General features: G+C 69.0%; 21 protein-coding genes. 12 read left to right on the top strand and 9 right to left on the bottom strand.

What is annotated here, in order from left to right:
* Positions 1-320: 320 nt before the first annotated feature.
* The gene (locus OXS49_RS24335) at positions 321-770 is read left to right on the top strand and encodes a nuclear transport factor 2 family protein (RefSeq protein ID WP_267427255.1); all 450 of its coding nucleotides are present in this window, start codon (positions 321-323) and stop codon (positions 768-770) included.
* A gap of 28 nt (positions 771-798) precedes the next feature.
* Here the strand turns inward: OXS49_RS24335 and ppk2 are convergent, their stop codons facing one another.
* Together ppk2 and tpiA are read right to left on the bottom strand one after the other, a co-directional pair.
* Complete coding sequence (gene ppk2, locus OXS49_RS24330) at positions 799-1,710, bottom strand: polyphosphate kinase 2 (protein WP_267427254.1); 912 nt, start codon at positions 1,708-1,710, stop codon at positions 799-801.
* Positions 1,711-1,799: 89 nt separating this feature from the next.
* On the bottom strand, positions 1,800-2,561 hold the full coding sequence (gene tpiA / locus OXS49_RS24325; protein WP_267427253.1) for a triose-phosphate isomerase: 762 nt from the start codon (positions 2,559-2,561) through the stop codon (positions 1,800-1,802).
* 183 nt (positions 2,562-2,744) lie between these two features.
* Between tpiA and OXS49_RS24320 the strand changes: the two genes are divergently transcribed.
* Together OXS49_RS24320 and trpE are read left to right on the top strand one after the other, a co-directional pair.
* Entirely contained in the window at positions 2,745-4,646 is a 1,902-nt protein-coding gene (locus tag OXS49_RS24320; RefSeq protein WP_267427252.1) for a peptidylprolyl isomerase, read from the top strand.
* A 4-nt stretch (positions 4,647-4,650) separates the two neighbouring features.
* On the top strand, positions 4,651-6,168 hold the full coding sequence (gene trpE, locus OXS49_RS24315; protein ID WP_267427251.1) for an anthranilate synthase component I: 1,518 nt from the start codon (positions 4,651-4,653) through the stop codon (positions 6,166-6,168).
* Positions 6,169-6,399: 231 nt separating this feature from the next.
* Here trpE and OXS49_RS24310 read toward each other — a convergent pair whose 3' ends face one another.
* A complete protein-coding gene (locus tag OXS49_RS24310) occupies positions 6,400-6,936 on the bottom strand; it encodes a hypothetical protein (protein ID WP_267427250.1) in 537 nt (178 codons plus the stop codon).
* 219 nt (positions 6,937-7,155) lie between these two features.
* On the opposite strand from OXS49_RS24310, the gene OXS49_RS24305 reads away from it, so the two are divergent.
* Genes OXS49_RS24305 through glp form a run of 5 tightly spaced genes read left to right on the top strand, consistent with a single transcriptional unit; the run spans position 7,156 to position 11,470 of the window.
* Entirely contained in the window at positions 7,156-7,770 is a 615-nt protein-coding gene (locus tag OXS49_RS24305; protein ID WP_267427257.1) for an aminodeoxychorismate/anthranilate synthase component II, read from the top strand.
* Positions 7,771-7,806: 36 nt separating this feature from the next.
* Positions 7,807-8,844: an anthranilate phosphoribosyltransferase gene (trpD, locus tag OXS49_RS24300; RefSeq protein WP_267427249.1), complete on the top strand. Its 1,038-nt coding sequence runs from the start codon at positions 7,807-7,809 to the stop codon at positions 8,842-8,844.
* Entirely contained in the window at positions 8,841-9,749 is a 909-nt protein-coding gene (gene trpC, locus OXS49_RS24295) for an indole-3-glycerol phosphate synthase TrpC (RefSeq protein ID WP_267427248.1), read from the top strand. The genes trpD and trpC overlap by 4 nt, the downstream gene beginning before the upstream one ends.
* Before the next feature lie 3 nt (positions 9,750-9,752).
* Positions 9,753-10,244 carry a cyclic pyranopterin monophosphate synthase MoaC gene (moaC, locus tag OXS49_RS24290; RefSeq protein WP_244003335.1) on the top strand — a complete coding sequence of 164 codons (492 nt, stop codon included), beginning with the start codon at positions 9,753-9,755 and terminating at the stop codon, positions 10,242-10,244.
* Positions 10,241-11,470, top strand: a complete 1,230-nt coding sequence (gene glp / locus OXS49_RS24285) for a gephyrin-like molybdotransferase Glp (protein ID WP_267427247.1) — start codon at positions 10,241-10,243, stop codon at positions 11,468-11,470. Before moaC ends, glp begins: the two co-directional genes overlap by 4 nt.
* Here the strand turns inward: glp and OXS49_RS24280 are convergent.
* On the bottom strand, positions 11,442-13,358 hold the full coding sequence (locus tag OXS49_RS24280) for a hypothetical protein (protein WP_267427245.1): 1,917 nt from the start codon (positions 13,356-13,358) through the stop codon (positions 11,442-11,444). The genes glp and OXS49_RS24280 overlap by 29 nt on opposite strands.
* 268 nt (positions 13,359-13,626) lie before the next feature.
* Here OXS49_RS24280 and OXS49_RS24275 point away from each other — a divergent pair, with 268 nt between their 5' ends.
* From OXS49_RS24275 to OXS49_RS24265, 3 genes are all read left to right on the top strand, one after another.
* Positions 13,627-15,129, top strand: a complete 1,503-nt coding sequence (locus OXS49_RS24275; RefSeq protein WP_267427244.1) for an NAD(P)/FAD-dependent oxidoreductase — start codon at positions 13,627-13,629, stop codon at positions 15,127-15,129.
* Between the two features lie 113 nt (positions 15,130-15,242).
* A complete protein-coding gene (locus tag OXS49_RS24270) occupies positions 15,243-16,514 on the top strand; it encodes a PQQ-dependent sugar dehydrogenase (protein WP_267427243.1) in 1,272 nt (423 codons plus the stop codon).
* A 262-nt stretch (positions 16,515-16,776) separates the two neighbouring features.
* Complete coding sequence (locus OXS49_RS24265) at positions 16,777-17,094, top strand: cytochrome c (RefSeq protein ID WP_267427242.1); 318 nt, start codon at positions 16,777-16,779, stop codon at positions 17,092-17,094.
* Positions 17,095-17,412: 318 nt separating this feature from the next.
* Here OXS49_RS24265 and phaC read toward each other — a convergent pair whose 3' ends face one another.
* The 4 genes from phaC to OXS49_RS24245 form a co-directional block, all read right to left on the bottom strand.
* Complete coding sequence (gene phaC, locus OXS49_RS24260; RefSeq protein WP_267427241.1) at positions 17,413-18,543, bottom strand: class III poly(R)-hydroxyalkanoic acid synthase subunit PhaC; 1,131 nt, start codon at positions 18,541-18,543, stop codon at positions 17,413-17,415.
* Positions 18,536-19,366: a poly(R)-hydroxyalkanoic acid synthase subunit PhaE gene (locus tag OXS49_RS24255; protein WP_267427240.1), complete on the bottom strand. Its 831-nt coding sequence runs from the start codon at positions 19,364-19,366 to the stop codon at positions 18,536-18,538. Before OXS49_RS24255 ends, phaC begins: the two co-directional genes overlap by 8 nt.
* A 493-nt stretch (positions 19,367-19,859) precedes the next feature.
* Positions 19,860-21,035, bottom strand: a complete 1,176-nt coding sequence (locus OXS49_RS24250; protein WP_267427239.1) for an iron-containing alcohol dehydrogenase — start codon at positions 21,033-21,035, stop codon at positions 19,860-19,862.
* Positions 21,036-21,078: 43 nt separating this feature from the next.
* Entirely contained in the window at positions 21,079-22,731 is a 1,653-nt protein-coding gene (locus tag OXS49_RS24245; protein ID WP_244007504.1) for an acetolactate synthase large subunit, read from the bottom strand.
* A 218-nt stretch (positions 22,732-22,949) separates the two neighbouring features.
* Between OXS49_RS24245 and OXS49_RS24240 the strand changes: the two genes are divergently transcribed.
* The gene (locus OXS49_RS24240; RefSeq protein WP_267427238.1) at positions 22,950-24,440 is read left to right on the top strand and encodes a DUF2252 domain-containing protein; all 1,491 of its coding nucleotides are present in this window, start codon (positions 22,950-22,952) and stop codon (positions 24,438-24,440) included.
* A 72-nt stretch (positions 24,441-24,512) separates the two neighbouring features.
* On the opposite strand, the gene OXS49_RS24235 is transcribed toward OXS49_RS24240, so the two are convergent.
* On the bottom strand, positions 24,513-25,451 hold the full coding sequence (locus OXS49_RS24235; protein WP_267427237.1) for a LysR family transcriptional regulator: 939 nt from the start codon (positions 25,449-25,451) through the stop codon (positions 24,513-24,515).
* Between the last annotated feature and the right edge of the window lie 545 nt (positions 25,452-25,996).

Here is a 25,996-nt window from a genome sequence, read left to right as displayed (position 1 = left end):
CACGACGCCGATCAGCGCGAGCACGATGATGAGGTGGACGACGATCAGGACGGTCTGCATCGGTGTTCCGGAGGCGTGGTCTGGTCCGCGCGGCGGTCGCCGCGGGCCGGTCGCGGGGACCGCAGGGCGCGCGCAGGCGGCCGCTGCTCAGGACAACAGCCGCATATCTCGCTCGGCGCATACACCAATCGGAACCCGGCGCCAACTCGTTGATCGCGTGCGGATCGCGCGTTTCCCTCGCACCAATCCCTGGGCTGTGCTCTGATCCGGCGGGTAAGGACGGACCACCCAATCCCCCGTCCCACGCCGGGAAGAACGCCATGCCGATGTCACGCCGCGCAGCGCTCGCCGCTGTCCTCGCCACGTCCACGCTGATGTGGCCGGCCTTCGCCGCCGAGCAGACCCAAGACCAGAGAGCCGCCGTCGAGGCGCAGGTGGACGCTCTGACCAAGGCCATCCTGGCCGGCGACGGAGCCGCCCTCGACATGCTGACCCTCGACGGGCTCAGCTACGGCCATTCGAGCGGCGTCGTGCAGGACAAGGCGGCTTTCATCGCGCCGCTGGCGAGTAAGCGTCAGACCTTCCCGAGCATCACCCTGTCGGACCGCTCGGTTTCGCTTGTTGGCGACGATGCCATCGCCCGCCACGTCTTCACCGGAGAGGTGGTGACGGACGGCAAGACCTCCCCGGTCCATATCGGTGTGCTGCAGGTCTGGCACCGCGACGCCGGCCGCTGGCGCCTGCTCGCCCGTCAGGCTTTCAAGATCTGACGGGCGCAGCCCGCAGCAGGGCGATCGCTCAATATTTCGACGGGACGTGCATCTCGGCCGGGATCGGCGCGCGGATATAGTCGGCGTGCCGGACCCGTGCCGGCAGCTCCACCGCCGGATGTTCCACCGTGCCGTAGGGGATCTGCTCCAGCAGGTGGTGGATGCAGTTCAGCCGCGCGCGCTTCTTGTCCACCGCCTCCACGACCCACCAGGGCGCCTCCGGAATGTGCGTACGCGTCAGCATGTCCTCCTTGGCGTGGGTGTAGTCCTCCCACCGGCGGCGGGATTCGACGTCCATCGGGGAGAGCTTCCACTGCTTCAGCGGGTCGGCGATGCGCATGTTGAAGCGCATGGCCTGCTCCTCGTCGGTGATCGAGAACCAGTATTTCAGCAGCACGATCCCGGAGCGCACGAGCATCCGTTCGAACTCGGGTACCGAGCGGAAGAATTCCTCGACATCCGCCTCGGTGCAGAAGCCCATCACCCGTTCCACGCCGGCCCGGTTGTACCAGGAGCGGTCGAACAGCACGATCTCGCCGCCGGCGGGCAGGTGGGCGATGTAGCGCTGGAAATACCACTGCGTGCGCTCGCGCTCGCTCGGCGCCGGCAGCGCGGCGACCCGGCAGACGCGCGGGTTCAGGCGCTGGGTGATCCGCTTGATCACGCCGCCCTTGCCGGCCGAATCGCGGCCCTCGAACAGCACGACCACGCGCAGCTTGTTGTGCTGCACCCAGTCCTGAAGCCGGACCAGCTCGTGCTGGAGGCGCAGGAGTTCCCGGAAGTAGAAGCGACGGTCCAGGCCGGATCCGGTCCCACTTTCGAGACTGTCGAGACGGTCTTCCTCGAATCCGAGTTCGATCTCCTCGTCGTAACTGTCGAGGATCTCCCGGCGGATCGTCTCCATCAAGGAGGCGTCGGTGGGGCTCTGATCGTCCGTCATGGTTCGAATCGCGATGGTTGAAGACCGCGTTTCTTAAGCAGGATCGTATGACAGCCCCGAGAACCTTCTGACGCTGCGGGTCCGCGGGCTCACGCGTAGGCGGCGCAGATCCCCAGGAAATCCTCGGCGACGAGGCTGGCGCCGCCGACCAGCGCGCCATCGACATTGTCCACCGACAGCAGTTCGCGGGCGTTGCCGGGCTTCACGGAGCCGCCGTAGAGGATGCGGATCTTCTGCGCCTCGTCGCCCACGAGCTTGTCGAGCATATCGCGCAGCGAGGCGTGGACCTCCGCGATGTCGCGCGGGGTCGGGGTCCGGCCGGAGCCGATCGCCCAGACCGGCTCGTAGGCGATCACCGTATCGGCCGCCGTGGCGCCCTTCGGCAGGCCGATGGCGAGCTGGGCGCGGACGATGTCGAGGGCACGGCCCTGCTCGCGCTCCTCGATGGTCTCACCCACGCAGATGATCCCGCACAGGCCCGCCCGCCGGGCGCCGAGCGCCTTGGCGTGGACGCCGTCATCGGTCTCGTGGTGATAGGCGCGCCGCTCGGAATGGCCGACGATCACGTAGCGGGCCCCGAGATCGGCCAGCATCTCGGCCGAGATCGAGCCCGTGAAGGCGCCGCTCGGCCGCGCGTGCAGGTTCTGGCCGCCAATGGCGATGGGCGAGCCGGCGGCCGCCGCGACGCAGGCACTGATCAGCGTCGCGGGCGGGCAGATCAGCACGTCGATGCGGCCGGCCAGTTCCGGGGAGAGACCGCCGCGGATCGCTTCGACCACCTGGATCGACGCCCGCGTGCCGTTCATCTTCCAGTTGCCGGCGACCAGCGGTCTGCGCCCCGACTGCGTCATTCCTGTCCCGCCTCGCTCTACCGTTCGCAAGTTGCCGCGGCCTACCAGAGCGAGCTTGAGCGTGCAAACCGATGCGGACAGCCGAGCCTTTGCCTGTGGACGCGAATGGTCTATCGCGGTCGGCTTTCAGGACACGCGCCGTCCCGGCGACGGGGCGGCCGCCGAAGGTATCCGATCGCAATCATGCTTCAGGGCATCCGCAACGCCAGCCAGCATTGGCTCGGCAAGATCGTCTTGACGGTCATCTTCACCCTGCTGATCGCGGGCGTGGGCATCTTCGGCGTCGAGGAGTTCTTCCGCGGCGGCGCCAACAGCAACGTGGCCACGGTCGGCAGCACGCCGATCACCGCGGAGCAGGTACGCCAAGCCTATCAGAACCAGATACAGCGCTATCAGGTGCAGCTGAAGCGCGCGCTCACCCCCGATCAGGCGCGGATGCTCGGCCTCGACCGGCAAGTCATGGCTCAGCTGATCACCGAGGCCGCCCTCGACCAGAAGACGCATGATCTCGGCCTCGCTGTGCCGGATTCCGCGGTGATCCGGGCGATCCACGACGAGAAAAGCTTCCAGAACGCGCAAGGGCAGTTCGAGCCGCAGCTCTTCTACCAGACCCTGCAGCGGGCCGGGTTGAACGAGGGGATGTTCGTACGCGAGCAGCGCTCGGTGATCGCGCGCCTGCAGCTCGCCGAAGCCATCTCGGCCGATCTGCACGTGCCGGTGGCTTTGCGCGAGGCTGTCCACCGCTACGCGACCGAGCGCCGCGCCGCGTCGTACCTGATGCTGACCCCCTCGACCGCCGGTCAGATCCCGGATCCGACCGACGAGGAGCTGAAGACCTGGTACGAGGCCAACAAGTCGGGCTTCCGCGCGCCGGAATTCCGCACCGCCAACCTTCTGGTGGTCGATCCGGACGCGATGGCCAAACCCGATGCGATCAGCGAGGCCGATGCCCGCGCCGCCTACGCCCTGAACAAGGACCGTTTCGGTAGCCCGGAGAAGCGCGCGATCCAGCAGATCGTCTTCCCCGATCGGGCCGCCGCCGAGGCCGCCCGCAAGGCGATCGAGGATGGCTCCAAGACCTTCGAGGCCGTCGCCACGGAGCGCGGCACCGACGACAAGGACCTCACCCTCGGGACGCTCAGCAAAGCCGAGCTGTTCGACACCGTGGTGGCCGACGCCGCCTTCGCGCTGCCGGAGGGCGGCGTGAGCCAGCCGGTCCAGGGCCGCTTCGGCACCGTGCTCCTGCGCGTGACCAAGATCGAGCCCGGGACCGTGAAGCCGTTCGAGGCGGTGGAGGGCGAGATCCGCAAGGGCCTTGCGCTCGCCCGCGCCCGCGACGCCATGGAGACGACCCGCGACGCGATCGAGGATCAGCGCGCCGGTGCCAAGCCGCTCACCGACATCGCGGCGGAGCGCGGCCTCACGCTGATCGCCGTGAAGGCCGTGGATCCGAACGGCAAGGATCCCGAGGGCAAGAAGGTCGCCGACATCCCGGATGCCGACACCACGCTGCCGGCCCTGTTCCGCGCCGAGATCGGTGGCGACAACGAGCCCCTGCGGACCAAGGCCGGCGGCTACGTCTGGTACGACGTGACCAACATCGACCCCGCGCACGACAAGCCGCTCGATCAGGTGAAGGACGGCGTAAAGGCCGGCTGGACCGCCACCGAGATCGCCAAGCGCCTCCAGACCAAGGGGCGCGAGCTGGTGGAGAAGCTCAACACGGGCGAGTCCATGGAGGATGTCGCCAAGGACGTCGGCGTCAACCTGCAGGAAGCGCAGGACCTGTCGCGCAACCAAGCCAAGGACATGCTGACGGCCGACGACGTCAACCTCGTCTTCGCGACGCCGGTGGGCAAGGCCGGAACTGCGGCGGCGAACGATTCGCGCGCGGTGTTCAAGGTGACGTCCGCGACCGTGCCGGCCTTCGTGGCCGAAAGCCCGAGCGACAGGACGATCGGGCAGAACTTCCAGGCCGCGCTCGCCGACGACGTGCTGTCCGAGTACATCACCGAGGTCCAGAAGAACGCCGGCGTGAAGGTCGATGCGACGGCCCTGCGCCGGGCCATCGGCGGCGAGTATTGAGGCGATGGCCGAGGCTCCCGACTACGCGGCCTTCGCGGAACGCTACGAGGCCGGCCAGCCGAGCGTCGTCGCGCTGAGCCTCGTGGCCGATCTGGAAACGCCGGTGGCCGCCTTCCTCAAGCTGCGCGCGCGGCATGCGGGGCCGGCCTTCCTGCTGGAATCGGTCGAGGGCGGCGCCGTGCGCGGGCGCTACTCGATGATCGGCCTCGATCCGGATCTCATCTGGCGCTGCCGGGATGGCGCGCCCGCGATCGCCCGCGGGGCCGACCTGACCCGGTTCGAACCCGACGATCGGGCGCCGCTCGCGAGCCTGCGTGCCCTGATCGCCGAGAGCGCCATCGGCGACGAAGGCCAGGATCTGCCGCCCATGGCGGCGGGCCTGTTCGGCTATCTCGGCTACGACATGGTCCGCGCCATGGAGCGGCTGCCGGAACCGAACCCCGATCCGCTGGGCGTGCCCGACGCGATCCTGGTCCGGCCGCGGGTGATGGTGGTGTTCGATTCGATCCGGGACATCATCACCGTGGTTTCGCCGGTGCGGCCTGCCGCCGGTCTCGGCGCGCGGGCGGCCTACGAGGACGCGCTTCAGCGCCTCGACCGGGTGGCTGAAGCCCTGGAAGGGCCGCTGCCGATCGAGGCCCGGGTGGACCTGTCCGCGGTCGCCCATCCCGAGCCGGTCTCGAACACGACGCCGGACGACTTCTCCGCCCGGGTGGCGCGCGCCAAGGAATACATCGTCGCGGGCGACGTGTTTCAGGTGGTGCTGTCGCAGCGCTTCTCGGCGCCATTCACCCTGCCGGCCTTCAGCCTGTACCGCTCGCTCCGGCGCACCAACCCGGCTCCGTTCCTCTGCTATCTCGATTTCGAGACCTTCCAGATCGTCTGTTCCTCGCCGGAGATCCTGGTGCGGGTCCGCGAAGGGACGGTCACGGTGCGCCCGATCGCCGGCACCCGCCGCCGCGGTGCCACGCCGGCCGAGGATGCGGCTTTGGCCGAGGAGCTGCTGGCCGATCCGAAGGAGCGCGCCGAGCACCTGATGCTGCTCGATCTCGGCCGCAACGATGCCGGCCGGGTCTCGCGGATCGGCAGCGTGCGGGTGACGGATTCGTTCTTCATCGAGCGCTACAGCCAAGTCATGCACATCGTGTCGAACGTCGAGGGCGACCTCGATCCGCGCCACGACCCGCTCGACGCCCTGGCGGCGGGTTTCCCGGCCGGCACGGTCTCGGGCGCCCCGAAGGTGCGGGCCATGGAGATCATCAACGAACTGGAGCACGAGAAGCGCGGGCCCTATGCCGGCTGCATCGGCTATTTCGGTGCGCGGGGCGAGATGGATACCTGCATCGTGCTCCGCACGGCGGTGGTGAAGGACGGGCGGATGCACGTCCAGGCCGGGGCGGGGATCGTGTACGATTCCGATCCGGCTTCCGAGCAGCAGGAATGCGTCAACAAGGCCAAGGCTTTGTTCAGGGCCGCCGAGGAGGCGGTGCGGTTCGCCGCGCAGGCGAAGCGGGGGCAGTAGGCCGGGGCATCCGCCTTCGGCAGTTCCTGCCGCAACGCTTCGATCACGGCTCAGGTCGGTGCGGCGCTCGCTGAAGAGCTATCCGGGCAGCTCTGCGGCCACCTCGGCGCACATTGCGCACCTTGGTTTCGGACCTACATTATGATAGATCTGGCCTGCAAAGAAGGCTTGGCCTCACCAGAGTTGGAGTCGATATCATGGCGTTTTCGACAGAGATCATCAAGTTCTGAGCTACAGGTCTTCAAGAAGCCGCCGGGCATGGTCCTGAAGTTCCGGTTGGATTTTGAAGGGTACCTCAATCGTAGCGATCTTGCGCGCGAGGCTGAGTGAGCTGAACGTCTCACTTCGCAGGACTGTGATCGTATCATCAATCAGTTCAGATAGGTCGTTGAAGTGAATGAGATGCTTCGCGACCCGCTGTGGGAGATAGGAAATATCGTCGTCGAGATTGCCGATAATGCTGCGTTTCATCGATGTCAGGATCAGGACGCGATAGTCGGGATCGTTTTTTACAAGGTTTATCAGTTCGTCCTTGTTCTGCTGCGTTAGCTTGTCCGCGTACGATGCGCTGACGATTTCGATCTCCGGTCTGATCGCCGCGCGCAGCCTCTTTTTCTTGAAATGTGTCGATAGCAGCAGGCCCGCTATGGCGGCCGCAACACTGGCTTCGACCCGACCCCCGTAATCACCCTTCGCGAATTCCCAGATGATATGAAGCAGATCGGGAATCGTCATGTCGACGGCCATCGAGAATGTGCGTGCCTTCATGTACGGGCGCGGCCAGATCTAGTCTAGAACGAGGTGTCAAATCATGTGCTGCGCATAACTGTAACTTTCGAGTAGTTGCGCGCTCAGAGTGGGTGGGCCGGTAGTCGGGTTCGCTGCCGACCGATCCTGAAGGTGCGCCAACTTGGTTGCGAGGCATGCACGGTTGACCGCTCCGCCCCAAGCGGTCACATCGCCCCCATGCCCGAGCGTGCCGCCGCGATGCCCAACGTCCTCGTCATCGACAACTATGATTCCTTCACGTGGAATCTCGTCCACCTGATCGGCCCGCTCTGCGGCGCGATCAACGTGGTGCGCAACGATGCGCTGACGGTCTCCGACATTCGCGCCAAGGCCCCGGACGCGATCGTGCTGTCGCCCGGCCCCTGCACCCCCAACGAGGCGGGCGTGTGCCTGGACGTGGTGCGGGACCTGTCGGACGAAATCCCGATCTTCGGCGTCTGCCTCGGTCTCCAGGCGATCGGCCAGGCCTTCGGCGGTGACGTGGTGCGGGCGCCGCTGCCGCTGCACGGCAAGGTCTCGACCATCCGGCACGGGGCCAGCGGCCTGTTCCGCGGCCTGAACGACAGTTTCGAGGCGACGCGCTACCATTCCCTGGTGGTCGACCGCGCGAGCTGCCCGGCGGCCCTGAAGGTGACCGCCGAGGCGGATGGCCTGATCATGGGGCTGGAGCACGCCGAGCGCCCGCTCCACGGCGTGCAGTTCCACCCCGAGAGCATCCGCTCGCAGCACGGCACCGAGATCGTGAAGAATTTCCTGGATCTCGCCGCCGCCTGGAACGCGGCGCGTGACAGGACGCGTCCCGACGTGCATTGACCCGCGGGAGGCCGGGGCGGCCCTCCGACAGAGCGCATGGACAGTTTCAGACCCCATCTCGCGAAGGTCGCCGGGGGCCTCGCCCTCGACCTCGCCGAGGCGCGGGCCGCCTTCGACGATCTGCTGTCGGGCGAGGTGACGCCGGTCCAGGCCGGCGCCTTCCTGACCGCCCTCAAGGTGCGCGGCGAGACCATCGCGGAGATCGTCGGCGCCGCAGAGGCGATGCGGGCCCGCATGACCCGCGTCGCGGCGCCCGAGGGCGCCATCGACGTGGTCGGCACCGGCGGCGACCATTCCGGCAGCGTGAACGTCTCGACCCTCGCCGCCATCCTGGTGGCCGCCTGCGGCGTGCCGGTGGCCAAGCACGGCAACCGCGCCGCGACCTCCCGCTCCGGCGCCGCGGACGTGCTGGCGGCTCTCGGCGTGAAGCTCGGGCTCGACGTCGCGGGGCAAGCGCGCTGCCTGGACGAGGCCGGCCTCTGCTTCCTGTTCGCGCAGACCCACCACCCGGCGATGCGGCACGTCGCGCCGGTGCGCTCGGAACTGCCGGTCCGGACGATCTTCAACCTGTTGGGCCCTTTGAGCAATCCGGCCGGCGTCGCCTACCAGCTGTTCGGCGTCGCCCAGGAGGCTTTGGCCGAGCCGCTGACCCGGGTGCTCGCGGAACTCGGCAGCCGCCGGGTCTGGACCGTCCATGGTTCCGACGGGCTCGACGAGATCACCGTCACCGGTCCGACCCGGGTGGTCGCCCTGGAGGAGGGCCGGATCTCCCGCTTCACCATCGATCCGCGGGAGCTCGGCCTGACGCTCCGCGCGCCCGAAGAATTGCGCGGCGGTGATCCCGAAGACAATGCCCGCGCGCTCGAAGCGGTGCTCGCCGGCGCGCGCAACGCCTACCGTGACATCGCGGCGCTCAATGCGGGCGCTGCACTCGTGGTCGCGGGCGCCGCTCCGACCCTGGCGGACGGGCTCGCACGAGCGCAGGATGCCGTCGAGTCCGGGGCAGCCCGGGAGACGCTCGCCCGGCTCGTCCGGGCCTCGAACGACCGCTCCCATGGACAGGAGGGCCGATGAGCTCGCTGACGCAAGAGCCGACCCACGCGACCGGCGCCGAGGTGCCGACCGAGCGGCCGAACGTGCTCGCCAAGATCGAGGCCTACAAGCGCCGGGAAATCGCCGAGGCGAAGCTGCGTGTGCCGCTGGCCAAGCTGGAGCGCAAGGTCGCGCAGGCCGACCCGGTGCGCGGCTTCGCGGCGGCGATCCGTGCGCATCTGGCGGAGAACCGGCCGGCTTTGATCGCCGAGGTGAAGAAGGCCTCCCCCTCGAAGGGTCTGATCCGGGCCGATTTCGACCCCGCGACCTTGGCGGCCGCCTATGCGGCCGGCGGCGCGACCTGCCTGTCCGTGCTGACCGACGAACCCTCGTTCCAGGGGCGGCCGGACTATCTGACCGCGGCGCGCGCGGCCTGCGGGCTGCCGGCCCTGCGCAAGGATTTCATGTTCGAACCCTATCAGGTCTACGAGGCCCGGGCCTGGGGGGCGGACTGCATCCTCGTCATCATGGCCTGCCTCGATGACGACGAGGCCGTCGCGTTGGTCGAGACCGCGCATCTCCTCGAGATGGACGTTCTGGTCGAGGTCCACGACGAGGCCGAGCTGGCCCGGGCGATCCCCCTGGGCACGGCGATGATCGGGGTGAACAACCGCAACCTCAAGACCTTCGAGGTCTCGTTCGAGACGGCGATCCGCCTCGGCGCCGGCATCCCCGCCGACCGGATCGCCGTGGCCGAGAGCGGCATCGGCGATCACGCCGACGTGGCCCGCCTCGGGGCGCACGGTCTCGGCGTCGTGCTGGTCGGCGAGAGCCTGATGCGGCAGGCCGACGTGACGGCCGCGACCCGCACGCTGCTGTTCGGCATCGGCGAAGGTGACGACGACAAGGGCGACGGCAAGGACGCCAAGAAGCGGAAGAAGGGCTGAGCGATGGAGCCCGGCGCGACGCTCACCCATCTCGATACCAGCGGTGCGGCCAACATGGTCGACGTCACCGACAAGCCCGCCACCGATCGCACCGCCCGGGCGGAGGGCACCATCGTGATGGAGCCCAAGACCCTGGCGCTGATCCGCGAGGGTGATGCCAAGAAGGGCGACGTCATCGGCACCGCGCGGCTCGCGGGCATCATGGCGGCCAAGCGCACCCACGAATTGATCCCCCTCTGCCACCCGTTGCTCCTGTCGAAGGTCAGGGTCGAGATCGAGGCCGATGACGCGCTGCCGGGTCTGCGTATCGCCGCCGAGGTGCGGGTGCAGGGACCGACCGGCGTCGAGATGGAGGCGCTGACCGCGGTGTCGGTGGCGTGCCTGACGGTCTACGACATGGTGAAGGCGGTCGATCGCGGCATGCGCATCGAGGGCATCCGGCTGACCGCCAAGGATGGCGGCCGCTCAGGCGCCTATCGGGCACCCGCTTCATGAGCGGCCTGATCCCGGTCGCCGAGGCGCTGGCGCGGGTCCTGGCGAGCGTGACGGGGCCGGTCGAGGCCGAGACCGTGCCGCTGGCTCAGGCTGCCGGGCGGACGCTGGCCGCCGACATCGCCGCCACCCGCACGCAGCCGCCGTTTCCGGCCTCCGCCATGGACGGCTACGCGGTCCGGAGCGCCGACGCCGACGTTGCAGGGGCGACCCTGCGCCTGATCGGGACCAGCGCGGCCGGCCACGGCTTCTCGGGCAGACTCGGTCCCGGCGAGGCGGTGCGGATCTTCACCGGGGCGCCGGTGCCGGATGGCGCGGACGCGATCCTGATCCAGGAGGATGCGCAGGCCGACGGCGCGACCGTGCGGGTGGTCGAACCGGTGGAGCCCAAGCGGTTCATCCGCCGGGCCGGGCTCGATTTCACGGCCGGAGACACGCTGCTGACCGCCGGCCTGACCCTGGATGCCCGGCGCCTCGCCCTGGCGGCGGCGGCCGGCCATCCGGAGCTGCCGGTCCGGCGCCGCCCCCGGGTGGCGATCCTGGCCACCGGGGACGAACTGGTCGAGCCCGGCGCGACGCCGGCCTGGGACCAGATCGTCGCCTCCAACAGTCTCGCCCTTGGCGCGCTCGCCGCCGAGGCGGGGGCGGAGATCATCGATCTTGGCATCGCGGCGGACGACCATGCGGCCCTGGCGGACGCCTTCCGGCGCGCCCGCGAGGCCCGGGCCGATCTGCTGATCACGCTCGGCGGCGCGTCTGTCGGCGACCACGATCTCGTCCAGGCCGCGCTGGCACGGGAGGGCCTGGAACTCGGCTTCTGGCGGGTGGCGCTCCGGCCCGGCAAGCCGCTGATGCACGGCCGCTTGGGCGACATGCTGGTGATCGGGCTGCCGGGAAATCCGGTCTCGTCCATCGTCTGCGGATTGTTGTTCGTGGTGCCGGCAATCCGCGCGCTTCAGGGCGACCCCCAGGCCGGCGCGGATCGGAGCGAGCCGGCCTTGCTCGGTCGAGACCTCGCGGCCAACGATGGACGGGCCGATTACATGCGCGCGCGCCTCGCCGTCGAGCCGGGTCGGCTGCCGGTGGCGACGCCCGAGCAGCGCCAGGATTCCTCGATGCTGGCGGTCCTGGGCCAAGCCGAGGCGCTGCTGATCCGCGCCCCGCACGCGCCCGCCGCCCGGGCCGGTGATCCCGGCCGGATCATCCGGCTGGATCGCCGCCTGCTCTGAGGGGGGCAGGCGTCACCCGCCACACCTTGAGGGGGCCGGGCAGGCTGAGCGGCACCAGCCTATCGGAATGCGCCGTGCCCCGGGTAAGCCGTGTGGCGAAGGCCGTCTCGGCCTGAAGATCCTCGGCCGGTCGGGCCGGGCAGGCGACGAGGTAATCGACCCTGAACGCCGTCAGCACCCGATCCAGATTCGCCTGTGTGCCCCCCAGCCCCTCGATCGCCGCCGTGAGACCGGGGATTGCCCGATGGTACGGCGCCGCCACGATCCGGTGCCGCGTATGCAGTAGAATCGCGGGCCCAATGAGAATCGGAGCCAGGACGGTGCCGGGCGGCAAGGTTTTGAGAGCCGCGAGCGCTGCCTCACTGCGGCAGGCACTCGCACCAGCGGGATCCGGCGCCGTCCGCGCGGCGGGTACCAGCGCCGCGGCGAGAACGGCGGGCGCCATCCAGACCGTGCTGATGAGACCGCCGCCGAGGAGCGCCACGCCCCAGCGGGGCAGACTGTTTCGCGGGCCGGCAGCCTCCCGGAGTGGCTTGGCGCTGTGCCCATTGCCATCGAGGACGGCTCCGGACCTGTTTCGTGACGCGCTCCCTCCCTCCGAATCGACGTCCACTTCGACGGAGAGCGCTCGAGCCAGGATGGCCCCCGCCACCAGTGGGACGAAGCCGGAGGCGATGTAGAGGCCGCGGAACTGGAACAGGCCGAGGATCAGGCCGGGCCACAGGAACACAGCCATGACCGCCCAGGCCCGCTGCTCCGGCCCACGCCACGCCAACCAGGTCGCGGCGGCGGTGGCGAGCACCACCACCGGATAGAACACCAGGGCTTCCCACTGCCCCCGGGCGATGAATTTCGGCAGCGCGGCCATCTCGTTCACCGTGAGCAGCCAGTGATCCCGCACGAGGGGCGGCATGTCGGGGAAGGGGCCGCCCAGGCAGATCGGGAAGGCCAGCGCGAAGCCGGCGAGCAGGATCGCGCCGCAGAGGCCGGCAACGGCGGTACGTGCCCGGATCGACGCGAGCCGCTCCCCAGCCAAAGTGGCGCAGACGGCCAGGAGCAGGCCACCGAGGGTGAGCCAGAGCCAGGGCGGCGAGAGCGCGTCGCAGCGTGTGGCGGTCCAGAGCCCCGGCGCCGTCTGCGCGGCGAACAGCGCGGGCGCGGTGACGCCGAGCCCGAGGCCGAAGCCGGCCAGGAGCGGGCGCGCCGGGCGACCGCGCAGGCACCAATCCCCGACGACAAACAAGGCCGCCGCGGCGATGGACGGCAGCCCCTCCAGCCCGACCGCCAGCGACAGTGCCGCCGACGCGCCGCCGATCAGGCCGCTCCGGACGCCGCCCCGGATCATGCACACAGCGAGGCCAACGATCGCGACGATCTGGACGTTGTGGTGATCGACCCGCCCGGCCGCGAACTGGAGGGTCACGCCGAGGGTCTGCGTCGCCGCGATGAGGGCGAGGATCGCCGCGTGCCGGCCGAAATTCGCTCGCATGCCGCGATACAGAACCCCGCAGTACAGCCCGAACAGCAGCAGCGGCCACAGGGCGGCGGCCAGACCCTCCGCAAGGCCTCGGCCGGCCAACGGCGTCAGGATCAGGATCAACCCCGCGATCGGCGCATCCACCAGCCGCGACCAGTGGCTCGGAACGCCCGCGGGGGCGAGGAAGCGGTGCTGGACATTGTCGTACCAGCCCTGGCCGTTGATGAGGTCACGCACCTCCGCGAGGCGCATGGCGTCGTCGGTATCCGGCACGCGCAGGTGATGGATCGTGGCCCACAGGTCGGCGGGCGGCACCAATGTGGCGAGGCACAGTCCAGCCAGCGCCCACAGGAGCGTACGGGGCGCGACCCGGACGTGCGGTCGGGCGGTCGGCTGCGCCGGAGCGGGCATGGTCTGTCACTGAGACGGGCAGCCGAGGCCCTCGGCAGCGAGGTTGCGCCGACAGGCTTAACGATCGGTCAAGACCGGCCATTTCGGCCGCCTTCAACGCCTCCGAAAAGCCCGGGATTCTCCGGTGACGATCACTTTCGCGGCGGAGATCGGCATTCGCCGACGCGACAGGCCTGTCCCGCCAGCGATTCCTTAACCATGGCTCCGCATCCTCGCGGCAGGTCGGCGCTGCGCGCGTCGTGCGAGCCACGAATCGCCGGAGCACGGGATGAGCCACCACACCGAGACGCTGGTGATCGGCGCGGGGCCTGCGGGCCTCACCGCCGCCTACCTGCTGTCGAAGCAGGGCCGGTCCGTCACGGTTCTGGAGCGCGACCCGGCCCAGGTCGGCGGGATCTCGCGCACGGTCTCCCACAACGGTTATCTGTTCGATATCGGCGGGCACCGGTTCTTCTCGAAATCCAAGGCGGTGGTCGATCTCTGGGACGAGATCCTGCCGAACGACTTCATCGAGCGCCCGCGCCTGTCGCGGATCTATTATCGCGGCCGCTACTACGCGTATCCGCTCAAGGCGTTCGAGGCGCTGCGGAATCTGGGCCTGCTCACCAGCGCGGCCTGCATGGCCTCGTACCTCTACGCCCGCCTGCGGCCGGTGCGGGAGCCGAAGACGTTCCACGCCTGGGTCCGCAATCAGTTCGGCGAGCGGCTGTTCGCGATCTTCTTCAAGACCTACACCGAGAAGGTGTGGGGCATGTCGTGCGATGCGATCTCGGCCGATTGGGCGGCGCAGCGCATCAAGGGGCTCGACCTCGGCTCCGCGCTCCGCGACGGGATCAAGCGCTCGCTCGGCCTGCGCAAGCCGGCCAAGGCCGGCGGCCCCGTGATCAAGACGCTGATCGAATCCTTCCGCTACCCGCGGCGCGGCCCCGGCATGATGTGGGAGGCGGCGGCCGCCAAGATCCGGGGGCAGGGTGGGAAGGTGCTGCTCGACCGCGGCGTCGATTCCCTCAGCTTCGACGCCGGAACCGGCATCTGGACCGTGGCAGCCCGCCGCGCCGATGGCAGCCGCGAGACTTTCACGGCCCGCAACGTGGTCTCCTCGGCTCCGGTCCGCGAGCTGGTGGATTCGATCCGGCCGCGACCGCTCAGCACCTTCAATGCCCGGTCGCTGCAGTATCGCGACTTCCTCACCGTCGCTCTCATCGCGAAGTCGCAAAAGAATTTCCCGGATAACTGGATCTACATCCACGATCCGTCGGTGCAGGTCGGGCGGGTGCAGAACTTCCGCTCGTGGTCACCCGAGATGGTGCCGGACGCGGACCATACCTGCCTCGGCCTCGAATATTTCTGCTTCGAGGGCGACGGGCTCTGGAGCGCTTCGGACGATGAACTCGTCGCGCTCGCCAAGCGCGAGATCGGGCAGATCGGTCTGATCGATCCGGCCGAGGTGGTCGATGCCTGCGTGGTCCGGCAGGCCAAGGCCTATCCGGTCTACGACGAAGACTATGCCGGCCACGTCGCGACGGTGCGGCGCGAGCTGGAGCGGGATTTCCCGACTCTGCACCTCGTCGGCCGCAACGGCATGCACAAGTACAACAACCAGGACCACGCGATGATGACCGCGATGCTCACCGTGGAGAACATCCTCGGCGGCCAGCGCCGGCACGATGTCTGGCGGGTCAACGAGGATGCCGAGTACACGGAGGCCGGCGTCTCGGGGGCTGAGGCGGCGCTCGCCAGCGAGCGGCTGGTGCCGCGCAAGGTCGCCTGATCGGCGACAGGGGTCGGGCCGCGTCACCGGCGCGGCTTGTCCCTCGGACACGCGGCTCTATCGTTGCCACCCGGACCTGCCCGACACCAGGGCGGCCGGGAGGATACGTCACGATGCGACCATGGATCATCGCCGCGCTGCTGGCCGGTGTCGCCGCGCCGGCCTTCGGGCAGGGCGCCGCCGCGCCCGCCGAGACGAAGGCCAAGACCGACGACCTGCAGAAGCTCGAAGGCTTCCACAGCACGAACACGCAGCCCGCCCCCGAGATTCCGCAGACTGGCCGGCGCGCCGACGCGATCCGCAAGAACCTCGCGAAGGTCAAGCTGCCCGAGGGCTTCAAGATCGACCTCTACGCGGTGGTGCCGGATGCCCGCTCGATCGCGGTCGGCCCCAATGCCGGCGTGCTGTTCGTCGGCACGCGCAAGAGCAAGGTCTACACGGTGACCGACCGCGACAAGGACCGGGTCGCCGACGAGGTCCGCGCCTTCGCGCCGGGCATCGACTTCAAGATCCCGAACGGCGTGTGCTTCTCGAAGGACGGCGTGCTCACCGTGGTGGAGCAGAACCGCGTCCTGGCCTTCCCGGCCGCCGAGTTCTTCTACGAGAACCCGGACGTCGCCGCGGGCGTGCTGGTTAAGCAGGGCGAGCTGATCCCGGCCGCCGAGGAGAGCTTCAACCACACCGCCCGCGTCTGCCGGGTCGGCGCCGATGGTAAGACCTACATCGCGCTCGGCCAGCCCTACAACGTGCCCCCGGCCGACAAGCTGGACCTGTACAGGAAGGCCGGGATCGGCGGCATCATCCGCATGGATGCCGATGGCAAGAACCGCGAGGTCTACGCCACCGGGATCCGCAATTCGGTCGGGATCGATTTCGCCGCCGACAAGTCGCTCTGGTTCACAGACAATCAGGTCGACGGGATGGGCGACGACAAGCCGCCGGGTGAGCTGAACCACGCCACCAAGGCGGGCGAGACGTTCGGCTTCCCGTGGTACGGCGGCGGCGCGGTGCGCACGGTCGAATATAAGGACCAGACCCCGCCGGCCGACGCGGTCGCCCCGATGGCCGAGTTGCCGCCGCACGCGGCCGATCTCGGCCTGACCTTCTACAACGGCAAGCAGTTCCCGGCCGCCTACAAGGGGGGGATCTTCATTGCCGAGCACGGCTCGTGGAATCGCACGGAGCCGGTAGGCGCCCGAGTGATGTTCGCCAAGCTCGGGGCCGACGGCAAGGTCGAGTCGGTCAAGCCCTTCGCGGAAGGGTGGCTCACCGGCGATGGCGAGTATCTCGGGCGACCGGTGGATGTAGCGGTGATGCTCGACGGCTCGCTGCTGGTCTCCGACGATTCCGCCGGGGCGATCTACCGGATCTCGTACGAGAAGTAGTTTTTTGCGAATGGGCGCCTTCCTGCGCGGAATCCGCTGCCGTCGCAAGCAAGCGCAACGCGCCCCCTCTCCCGATCGGGAGAGGGTTGGGGTGAGGGACGAGAAGGTTCAGGACAGAGCACAGCCTCACGGCACGTATCGGTCGCGCCGCGTTCTGAGAGTTCTCATCCCTCACCCTGTCCCTCTCCCGCACGGGAGAGGGGACCCGCGCGCCATTTGGAGGCGAGCGGGCTCGTATCCACTGGTCTTTAGAGTTTGCTTGATGATCCGCCCGCTTCTCCTTCTTGCCGCCACGCTCGTCCCGTTCTCGGCCCAGGCCGGCGACGCGGCTGCGGGCCGGAAGCGCGCGACCGCCTGCCAGACCTGCCACGGGATGGACGGGCTCTCGAAGCTGCCGGAGGCGCCGAACCTCGCCGGGCAGGTCGAGCCCTATCTGGTGAAGGCGCTCACCGAGTACCACGACGGCAAGCGGCAGAACGAGATCATGAACGTGGTCGCGAAGGAGCTGTCGGACACCGATATCGCCAATCTGGCGGCGTATTATGCGGGGATTCAAGTCGACGTGCTGCCGCCGGGGTAGTGCGCGCGCCTCTCCCTCCCCCCTCTGCGGGGGAGGGTGGCCCCCGAAGGGGGTCGGGAGAGGGGAGCCCGGCTTCCGACTAGGACGTGGCCGTCTTGAAGGTCGCGCCCTTGCCTGAAGCGTCGCTCCCCTCTCCCGACCCCTGCTGACGCAGGGGCCACCCTCCCCCGCAGAGGGGGGAGGGAGGGCGCATGAGCCGGCCGGGCCGCCCCATTTGGCAACCGCACGATGATCCCAAACCCGATCTGTGAATCCGCAAGCCCGCGGATAGGGGAGGGGAGGGGCGTTGCGCTTTGTGAGGACCGATCAGCGAGCATCCTACCCCCGCTCGCCCAACCAATCGGCGATGCCCGAGCCCAGCAGCTTCTGCGCTTTGCCGCCGACGAAAACGCCCACATGCCCCCCGGGCAAACCCATCTCGGTGTAGTCGGTCGTGCCGATCTTGTCCTTCAGCGCCTGCGAGGTGGCGGGCGGGATGATGTGGTCGTCCTGGGCGAACACGTTCAGCACCGGGCAGGTGATCGCCTTGAGATTCACCGTCCGTCCGCCGAGCACGAAGGCGCTCTGGACCAGCTTGTTGTCCTGGTAGAGATCCTTCAGCCACTGCTTGGCCGCCTCGCCCGGATGATCCGGCCGGTCGGCGATCCACTTCTCCATCCGCAAGAAATTCAAGAACTTCTTCTTGTCGTCGAGGGCGTCGAGCAGATCGAGGTTGTACTTCGTCATGGTGCGCATCGGCGTCATCATCGAGAACACCGAACCCATGAAGGCGCCGGGCAGGGAGCCCTGCGCGTCGATCAGCCGGTCGATGTCCTCCGGGGTGAGCGAGCGGGTCCAGACGTTGATGAAGCCGTGGCCGGCGCGCGCGTCGCGGGAATCGGCGTGGAAGTCGATCGGCGTGATGGTCAGCACCATCGCGTTGACGGTCTCGGGGTAGAGCGCCGCGTAGCAGGTGATGAAGACGCCGCCCTCGCAGATGCCGAGCAGGTTCACCTTCTCCCGCCCGGCCGCCTCCTGGATGAAGGCGACGCAGTCCGCGAGGTAGCCATCCACGTAATCGTCGATGGAGACGTAGCGGTCGGCCCGGCCCGGATTGCCCCAGTCGACCACGTAGAGGTCGAGGCCGAGGTTCAGCAGGTTGCGGACCAGCGAGCGGTCCTCCTGCAAATCGGCCATCGTGTAGCGGCCGATCAGCCCGTAGACGATCAGCACCGGCGGCAGACCCTTGCTCTCGGCGAGCGGCCGGTAGCGGTAAAGGCTGACCTTGTCCTGGCTCCAGACCAGATCCTTGGGCGTGGTGGCGATCTCGACATCCGCGTCGCTGACATCGGCGAACAGCTTGGCGCCCTCGCTCAGGCGGCGACCGAGGCTGCCGACCTCGGCCAGCAGCTCGGCGGGGGTGAGGGCGAGCGGCGCGGCCAATCCCTTCGGGCTTTCTGGATCAGCCATGGGCGTTCTCCCCGACCTGTGAACCACCCGCCTTGGCGACCTTACCGGCCTGCCGGCGCTCGCGGCGGAGCGCCCGGACCTCCCGGCGCAGCTCGGTCAGGCTCTTGTGCACGTCGTCGAGCTCGGCCCGGGTCGGCTGGCCGTAGAACTCCGCCAGGAAGGCCGCGATATCCTGCTGGGCGAGCCGGAGATCGGTTGAGGCCCGCAGCACCGCCCGCTGCGACGTGAGAAACGTCTCCGAGCGCTGGACCTCCAGCAGGACCGCGTTGGCGGTCTCGATCCACCGGCTCATCATCGCGCGGGCGGAGGCGAAACGCTCGCCGTTTTCGGCGCGGGCATTGGCCTCCTGAGCGAAGGTCCCGGCCGCCCGGGTCCAGGCGTCGAGCATCACGGCCTGATGCTCGCTCTGCGCCCGCCGGAGGGTCGCCCAGGCGGTGAACAGGGCCGCGTAGCGCCGCTCGGTCTGCCACAGATCGGCGAGTTGCGGGCCCTCGGCCATGCGGGTCAGCGCGGAATCGAACTCGGCCGAGCCGCCGAGCCAAGCCTGCGGATCGAAGATCTTGGCGAGCACCGCGCCGGCGGTCGGGTCCGGCGCGCCGGGGCCGCCCTGAAGCGATTTGGTGAGGGCCTCCGAGAGGGCGGTCGCGGCGTTCCAGGCCTCGGTCAGCTTGGCCTGCGCGGCGGCGAGCCCGGCGACGTCAGGCGTGGAAAAAATCGGTGAGCCGAAGCCCGGAGCGGATTGCCCGGCGCCGGGCGTGAAGATGCCCATGCCGGCCCGCGTCCAGAACTCGCCCATCGCCCGGAACGCGTCGAACTGGTCCATGCTGGCGTTTCTCCCGGCCCTGTAGGGCTCCGCGCGACCGCGAAGCCTTTCGTCAGCTCACACGCTCGACCGCATGACCCGCATCCTCCCCCGCAGAGGCTTGCGGATTCACACTTCGCCCGCTGCGCCGACGATGACCGCATGACCTCCCTCGCCCCGCTTGCGGGGAGAGGGCTTCGGCGACCTCGTCGTCGCCGGAGCGAGGCGGCAGCCGACGGTGAGGGGGCGGCGCCGGACGAGACTCCTCCGGCCAAGCCCCCTCACCACCGCTCCGGCTTCGCCTGCGCTTCCCGCCCGGACGACGAGGTCCGTGCGGGCCTCTCCCCGCGCGCGGGGAGAGGGGGGCGTCGCGGCCTTCAAGAGCCAATGTGTGAATCCGCAAGCCCGCAGAGGGGGGGAGGGCGTGCGCGCGTGAGTCGGCCGTCATTCTCATCCGTTGATGTGCCAAGTCGTAAGGGATGAGGGGGAGGGTGGGACACCTTGGATCACGCGCTCACGCCGCCGGTCGTGCCTCGCCCAGCGCCTCGGCGTAAATCTTGAAGGCGTCGTCGTAGGTGACCGCGCGGGGGTTGTTCACGAGGAGCCGCGTCTGCTTCATCGCATCGGTGGCCATGCGCTCCAGATCCTGCCGGGCGACCCCGACCTCGGCGAGCGAAGCCGGCACCTTGCAGTCGCGGCAGATCGCGTCGAGGCTGTCCACGAAGCGCTTGGCGGCCTCAGGCTGCGGCAGGTCGGCGGCCGCGGGGTCGAGGATCGGCGCCAGCTCCGCGTAGAGTCCTTCGGCGTGCGAGAGGTTGAAGCGCATCACGCCCATCAGCACCAGGGCGTTCGAGAGCCCGTGCGGCACGTGGAAGATCGCGCCGACCGGGTAAGCCAGGGCGTGCACCGCCGCCACCGGCGCGTTGGCGAAGGCCATGCCGGCCAGCATCGAGCCGAGCAGCATGCCGGAGCGTGCGTCGAGGTTCTTGCCGTCGGTGCAGGCCGTGCGGATGTTGGCCGAGAGCAAGGCCAGGGCCTGCTTGGCGAGCTGGTCGGAGATCGGGTTCTTCTTGTTCTTGCTGGTGAACGCCTCGATGGCATGAACCATGGCGTCGATGCCGGTGGCCGCCGTGACATGCGCGGGCAGCCCCAGCGTCAGCTCGGGATCGAGCACCGCCCAGTCGGGCAGGAGCTTTGGCGCGACGACGCCCTTCTTCTCGGTGGTCGGCGTCGTGACGATCGAGATCGGCGTCACCTCGGAGCCGGTCCCGGCCGTGGTCGGCACCAGGATCAGCGGCAGCCGGTTGCCCTTGGCCAGGCCGACGCCGTAGATCGAATCCAGCGGCTCGTCAGATTTCGCGAGATAGGCCACGAGCTTGGCGGTATCGAGCGCCGAGCCGCCGCCGATCGACAGGACGAGGTCGGTCCCGAGCTCCCGGGCCCGCTTGGCCGCCGCCTCGATCACCGTGGAGGGCGGATCGGCCACCACATCCTCGTAGACGTCGAGGGTGATGCCGGCCTCCGCCAGAGCCGCCTCGGCGGCCTTCGTGAGTCCGGCGCTGCGCACGCCCTTGTCGGTGACCAGCAGCACGCGCTTGGCCCCGAAGCTGCCGACGATCTCCGGCAGCTTCTTGGAGGCGCCAGCCTCGAACAGCACGTTCGGCGTGGTCTGGAAGGTGAACGGGTTCATCGCGCTGCCCTGTCTTGCTGGCCGACGATTGGTGAGACCGAGGTCACTCGGCCGGCTCGAAATCCTTCACCTTCTCGCGCAGCTCCTCGACCAGCACGCGGGTGTTCTCGGAATAATCGATCGGCACCGCCACGAGGTGGACGCCGCCTTCCGCGAAGGCGCGGTCCAGGGTCGGCACGAGGTCGTTCACCGCCTCGACCCGGTGGCCCTTGGCGCCGTAGGCCTGCGCGTAGAGGACGAAATCCGGATTGCCGAAGGTCATGCCGAAATCGGCGAACTTGTCGACCGCCTGCTTCCAGCGGATCATCCCATAGGCCGAGTCGTCGAGGATCAGCACCACGAGGTTGAGCTTGAGCCGCACCGCGGTCTCCAGCTCCTGGCTGTTCATCATGAAGCCGCCGTCGCCGCACACCGCCATCACCCGGCGGTTCGGGTAGAGCATCGCCGCCATCATGGCCGACGGCAGGCCGGCGCCCATCGTGGCGAGCGCGTTGTCGAGCAGCAGCGTGTTGGCCACGTAGGTGCGGTAGTTCCGGGCGAACCAGATCTTGTACATGCCGTTGTCGAGGCACACGATCCCGTCCTCCGGGATCACCCGGCGGACGTCGCGCACGAGGCGCTGCGGCGTCACCGGGAAGCGATCCTCGCCGGCGCGGTCGGCGATATGATCGAGGATGTGCTCGCGCAGGTGCAGCAGGGCGCCGGCATTCGGCAGCTTGCCCTCCAGCCGGTCGGCCAGGATCTTCAGGGTCGGCCCGAGATCGCCGACCACCTCGGCATCGGGATAATAGACCTGCTCGACGTTGGCCGGCATGTAGCCGATATGCAGCACCTTCTGGTCGGCCTGGCCCATGAAGAAGGGCGGCTTCTCGATCGTGTCGTGGCCGATCGCGATGATCAGGTCGGCCTTGTCGATCGCCTCGTGGACGTAATCGCGCTCGGACAGGGCTGCCGTGCCCATGTACAGGCTGGTGCCGCTGGCGACCGTGCCCTTGCCCATCTGGGTGGTGAAGAACGGGATCTGGGTGCGCCGGACGAAGCCGCCGAGATCGCCCGTGGCGCGCGGCCGGCTCGCGGCGGCACCGAGCATCACCAGCGGGCGCTTGGCCTTGAGGATCATGGCGGCGGCCCGGTCGATCGCCGTCGGGTGGGCGACCGGGATGTCGATCGGGTGCGGCGGCACCAGGTTGGCCTCGGCCTCCTCGGCGGCGATGTCCTCGGGCAACTCCAACAGAACCGGGCCGGGCCGCTCCTCGGTGGCGACCCGGAAGGCGTCGCGCACGATCGCGGGGATCGACGATGCGGAGACGATCTGGCGGGCCATCTTGGTGATCGGCTTCATCGACGAGATCACGTCGACGATCTGGAACTTGGCCTGCCGCGCGGACAGGATGCCCTTCTGGCCGGTGATGATGATCATCGGCATCGCACCGAGATGCGCGTAGGCCGCGCCGGTGGAGAAGTTCAGGGCGCCCGGGCCCAACGTCGAGAGGCACACGCCCGGCCGGCCGGTGAGGCGGCCATGGGTCGCCGCCATGAAGCTCGCCGCCTGCTCGTGGCGGGTCAGCACCAGCTCGATCTTGGAGGTGCGCAGGGACTCGACGACGTCGAGATTCTCCTCGCCGGGAATGCCGAAGATGCGGTCGACCCCCTCGTTCTCAAGGGCGGCGACGAGGAGATCTGAACCCTTGGGCATGCGAGGTCTCGCTGGTGCGTCGGCGTATCGGCGTCGCTCGGCGAAGAATGTCCTGGCGGCCCGTGGGGTGGTTAGAGAGCCGCCACCGGAAGTGGTCAAGACCGGTCCACGCCCGAACAGTCACAGAGGCGGCGCGATGCTATCTCCGCCAGACTTGCCGCACCCCGGAACGTCGTTGCACGGTCAAGGTTGTCGAGCGGTCAGGGAATTTTGAATCCATGGAACGGATGGCCATCGAGCAGGACGCAGCGGCGGACAGTGCCGCCGGGCCGAGCGAGCCGGACACGGGTCCGGTTCTGGCGCCGATCGCGGATTTCCCGCGCATCGACCTGCGCGTCGGCGTCGAATCGTGGGACAAGCGCCGTCAGGCCGGCAAGTCGCTCCGGGACGCGGTGCCCCACAGGGCCCAGGGCGAATGCGCGGACGATCCGGACCGGCCCGACCCGATCGCCCTGATCGAGGCGGCCCATGACGGGCGCCAACCGCATCTGGTCCCGCTGCGGGTCGCCCGGATGGCGACCTCGCCCTTCGCGTTCCTGCGCGGGGCCGCGCACGTCATGGCCTGGGACCTGTCGCGCGGGCGCCGCAGTGGCATCGACGTGGTGATGAACGGCGATGCCCACACCGACAATTTCGGCCTGTTCGGCACGCCGCAGCAGGACATCGTCCTCGATCTCAACGATTTCGACGAGGTGACGATCGGCCCGTGGGAATGGGACCTGAAGCGCCTCGCCGCCGGTCTCGCGATCGCGACCGCGGAGGCCGGCGCCTCGGCGCGCGATTCCCGTGCGGCGGTCATCGAGGCGGTCTGCGGCTATCAGCAGACGATGCGGCGTCTGGCGCCCCAGGGCTCTCTCGATATCTGGTATCAGACGACGCGGGTCGACACGCCCCACATCTCCGGCCTGCGCCTCGATGCCGAGGCCCGGGCGGTGGTCCGGCACGCGGTGGACAAGGCCCGGCGGCGGAACAACCGGAGCCTGCTGTCGCAGGTGGCGGAACGGCGGACCGACGGGAGTTGGCGTCTCAAGACGGACGCGCCGATCCTGACGCCGGTCGACGACGCCACGCGAGAGAGCGTCGTCACCGGTCTGGAGCGCTACGCCGAGACCCTGCCGCGTGAGCGGCGCTTCATGCTCGATCGCTACCATGTGGTCGACGTGGCCCACCGGGTCGTCGGCGTCGGCAGCGTCGGGACCCGGGCCTATCTGGCCCTGCTGTTCGGCAATTCCGACGCGGACGCGCTGTTCCTTCAGGTCAAGGAGGCGGTCCGTCCGGCCCACGCGCCGTACCTGCCGGGAATGCCCGATCCTTATGCCCGCCACGAGGGCGAGCGGGTGATCTACGGCCAGCGCCTGCTCCAGGCGGTGGGAGATCCGCTGCTCGGCTGGACCAGCATCGCCGACCGCCCGTTCTACGTGCGCCAGATGAAGAACCTGAAGGGCGCGATTCCGCTGGCGCGGATGTCCGGCGCCTCGCTCCTGACCTTCTCGTACGCCTACGGGACGCTGCTGGCCCGCGCCCATGCCCGCACCGGGGATGCGGCGGCGATCACCGGCTATTGCGGCAGCGGCAAGAACGATCATCTCGCCGCCGCGATCGCCGACTGGGCGAGCGCCTATGCGGCGCGCAACGCCGCCGATTTCGAGCTGTTCCGCGCCGCGATCGCGAGCGGTCGCCTGGAGGCCGCGGAGGATCCCTGCCTGTAAAGTATCATCCCGAAAGGTGGGCGCCGGCTTTCGGAAAACGGTGATGCGCACACAAGGATCTTGCGCATCGCGTCAGATGATGCCGGGCGGCGGTGGCTCGTGGGCGAGCCGCACCAGCAGGTCCCGCAGCCAGCGATGGGCCGGATCGCGGTCGTAGGAGGCGTGCCAGAGCATCGACACGGCGACATCTTCCAGCGCGACCGGCACCGGGCTTACGCTGAGTTCCAGCGCGCTGGCGAAGGAGGTCGCAAGCCGCGCATGCATGGTGGCGATCACCGGCGCGGCACGCACGAGGAACGGCACGACCAGGAAACGCGGCGTGGTGACGGCGAGCGTCCGCGACCGGCCGATCTGGGCAAGCGCATCGTCCACCACTCCGTGGGCGGTCTCCCGCAGGGAGGTCAGCACGTGGGGAAACCGCAGGTAATCGTCGAGGCCGATCGGCGGCGCGAGGCCGATCAACGCGGCGTTGAACAGCACCACGTAGCTGTCCCGGTAGAGCAGGCGCTGCTTGTGGTGGATCTGCCCCTCGGAGAACAGCCCGATGGCGATATCGACCCGGTCGGCATCGAGTTCGTCGAGGATCCGTGACCGCTCGACGGAGCGCAGCAGCAGGCGGATGCCCGGTGCCTCCCGGCGAAGCTGCGCGATCAGGCGGGGCCCGAGCAGCACCTCGACGCTGTCGGGCAGGCTGATCGTGAAGGATCGATCTACGGTGGCCGCCTCGAAGCGCTCCTCACGATGGACCAGCGCCTGAACCTGCCGGAGGGTGGCGCGCAGGGGCTCGGCGAGCTTGAGCGCCCGGGGCGTCGGCCGCATCCCGTCCGGGGCGCGGGTCAGGAGCTCGTCGTCGAACAGGCGGCGCAGCCGCGCGAGGCTCGAACTCATCGCCGATTGGCCGACCCCGATCCGGGCCGCCGCACGGGTGACGCTGCGCTCGTCGAGGAGCGCGTCGAGGGCCACGAGGAGATTCAGGTCGATCCGGCTGAGGTCGATATGGTCGATGGCCACGGGCGATTCGGTCTGTGGGTGTCGGGCTGAGCTATAGCAATATCCGGGCGGGTTGGAGTTTGCCGGTCGTGCTCGTTCACAGTCCGTGGTCGAACACGGGACAAGCCGGCTCCTCGCGTCTCCCTCCCCCCTCTGCGGGGGAGGGTGGCTCCTGCGTCGGCAGGGGTCGGGAGAGGGGAACCCGGCTTCAGGATCAGGCGCGACCTTCACGCAGCACGGAGCCTTGTCGTGCACCGTCGCTCCCCTCTCCCGACCCCCTTTGGGGGCCACCCTCCCCCGCAGAGGGGGGAGGGAGAGCGCGCTGGCCTTCGACCTGGATCATTCTGCAGCCGTCGGCCGTATCGAACCGCGATATGCAAACATTGTAGCCCGTCTGCGGGGTAGGGCCGCCGGCGACCAATCCTCCGCCACTCTTGACAATGTTCCTATTCTATGCTCATTAGCCGCCACCTGTCCACGGCGGCCCGGGAGCGATCCCGGGGCGTCCTTTGCGGGGCCCGCCCGGTGGCTGACCGGGCGGGTCCGGGGATGGGGCGGCGCCCGCG

The organism is Methylobacterium sp. GC_Met_2, from assembly GCF_026540795.1.
In the GTDB taxonomy this organism is placed as follows: domain Bacteria; phylum Pseudomonadota; class Alphaproteobacteria; order Rhizobiales; family Beijerinckiaceae; genus Methylobacterium.
Note: the sequence above shows the minus strand (reverse complement) of the source record. Positions and strands in the feature narration are given on the sequence as shown.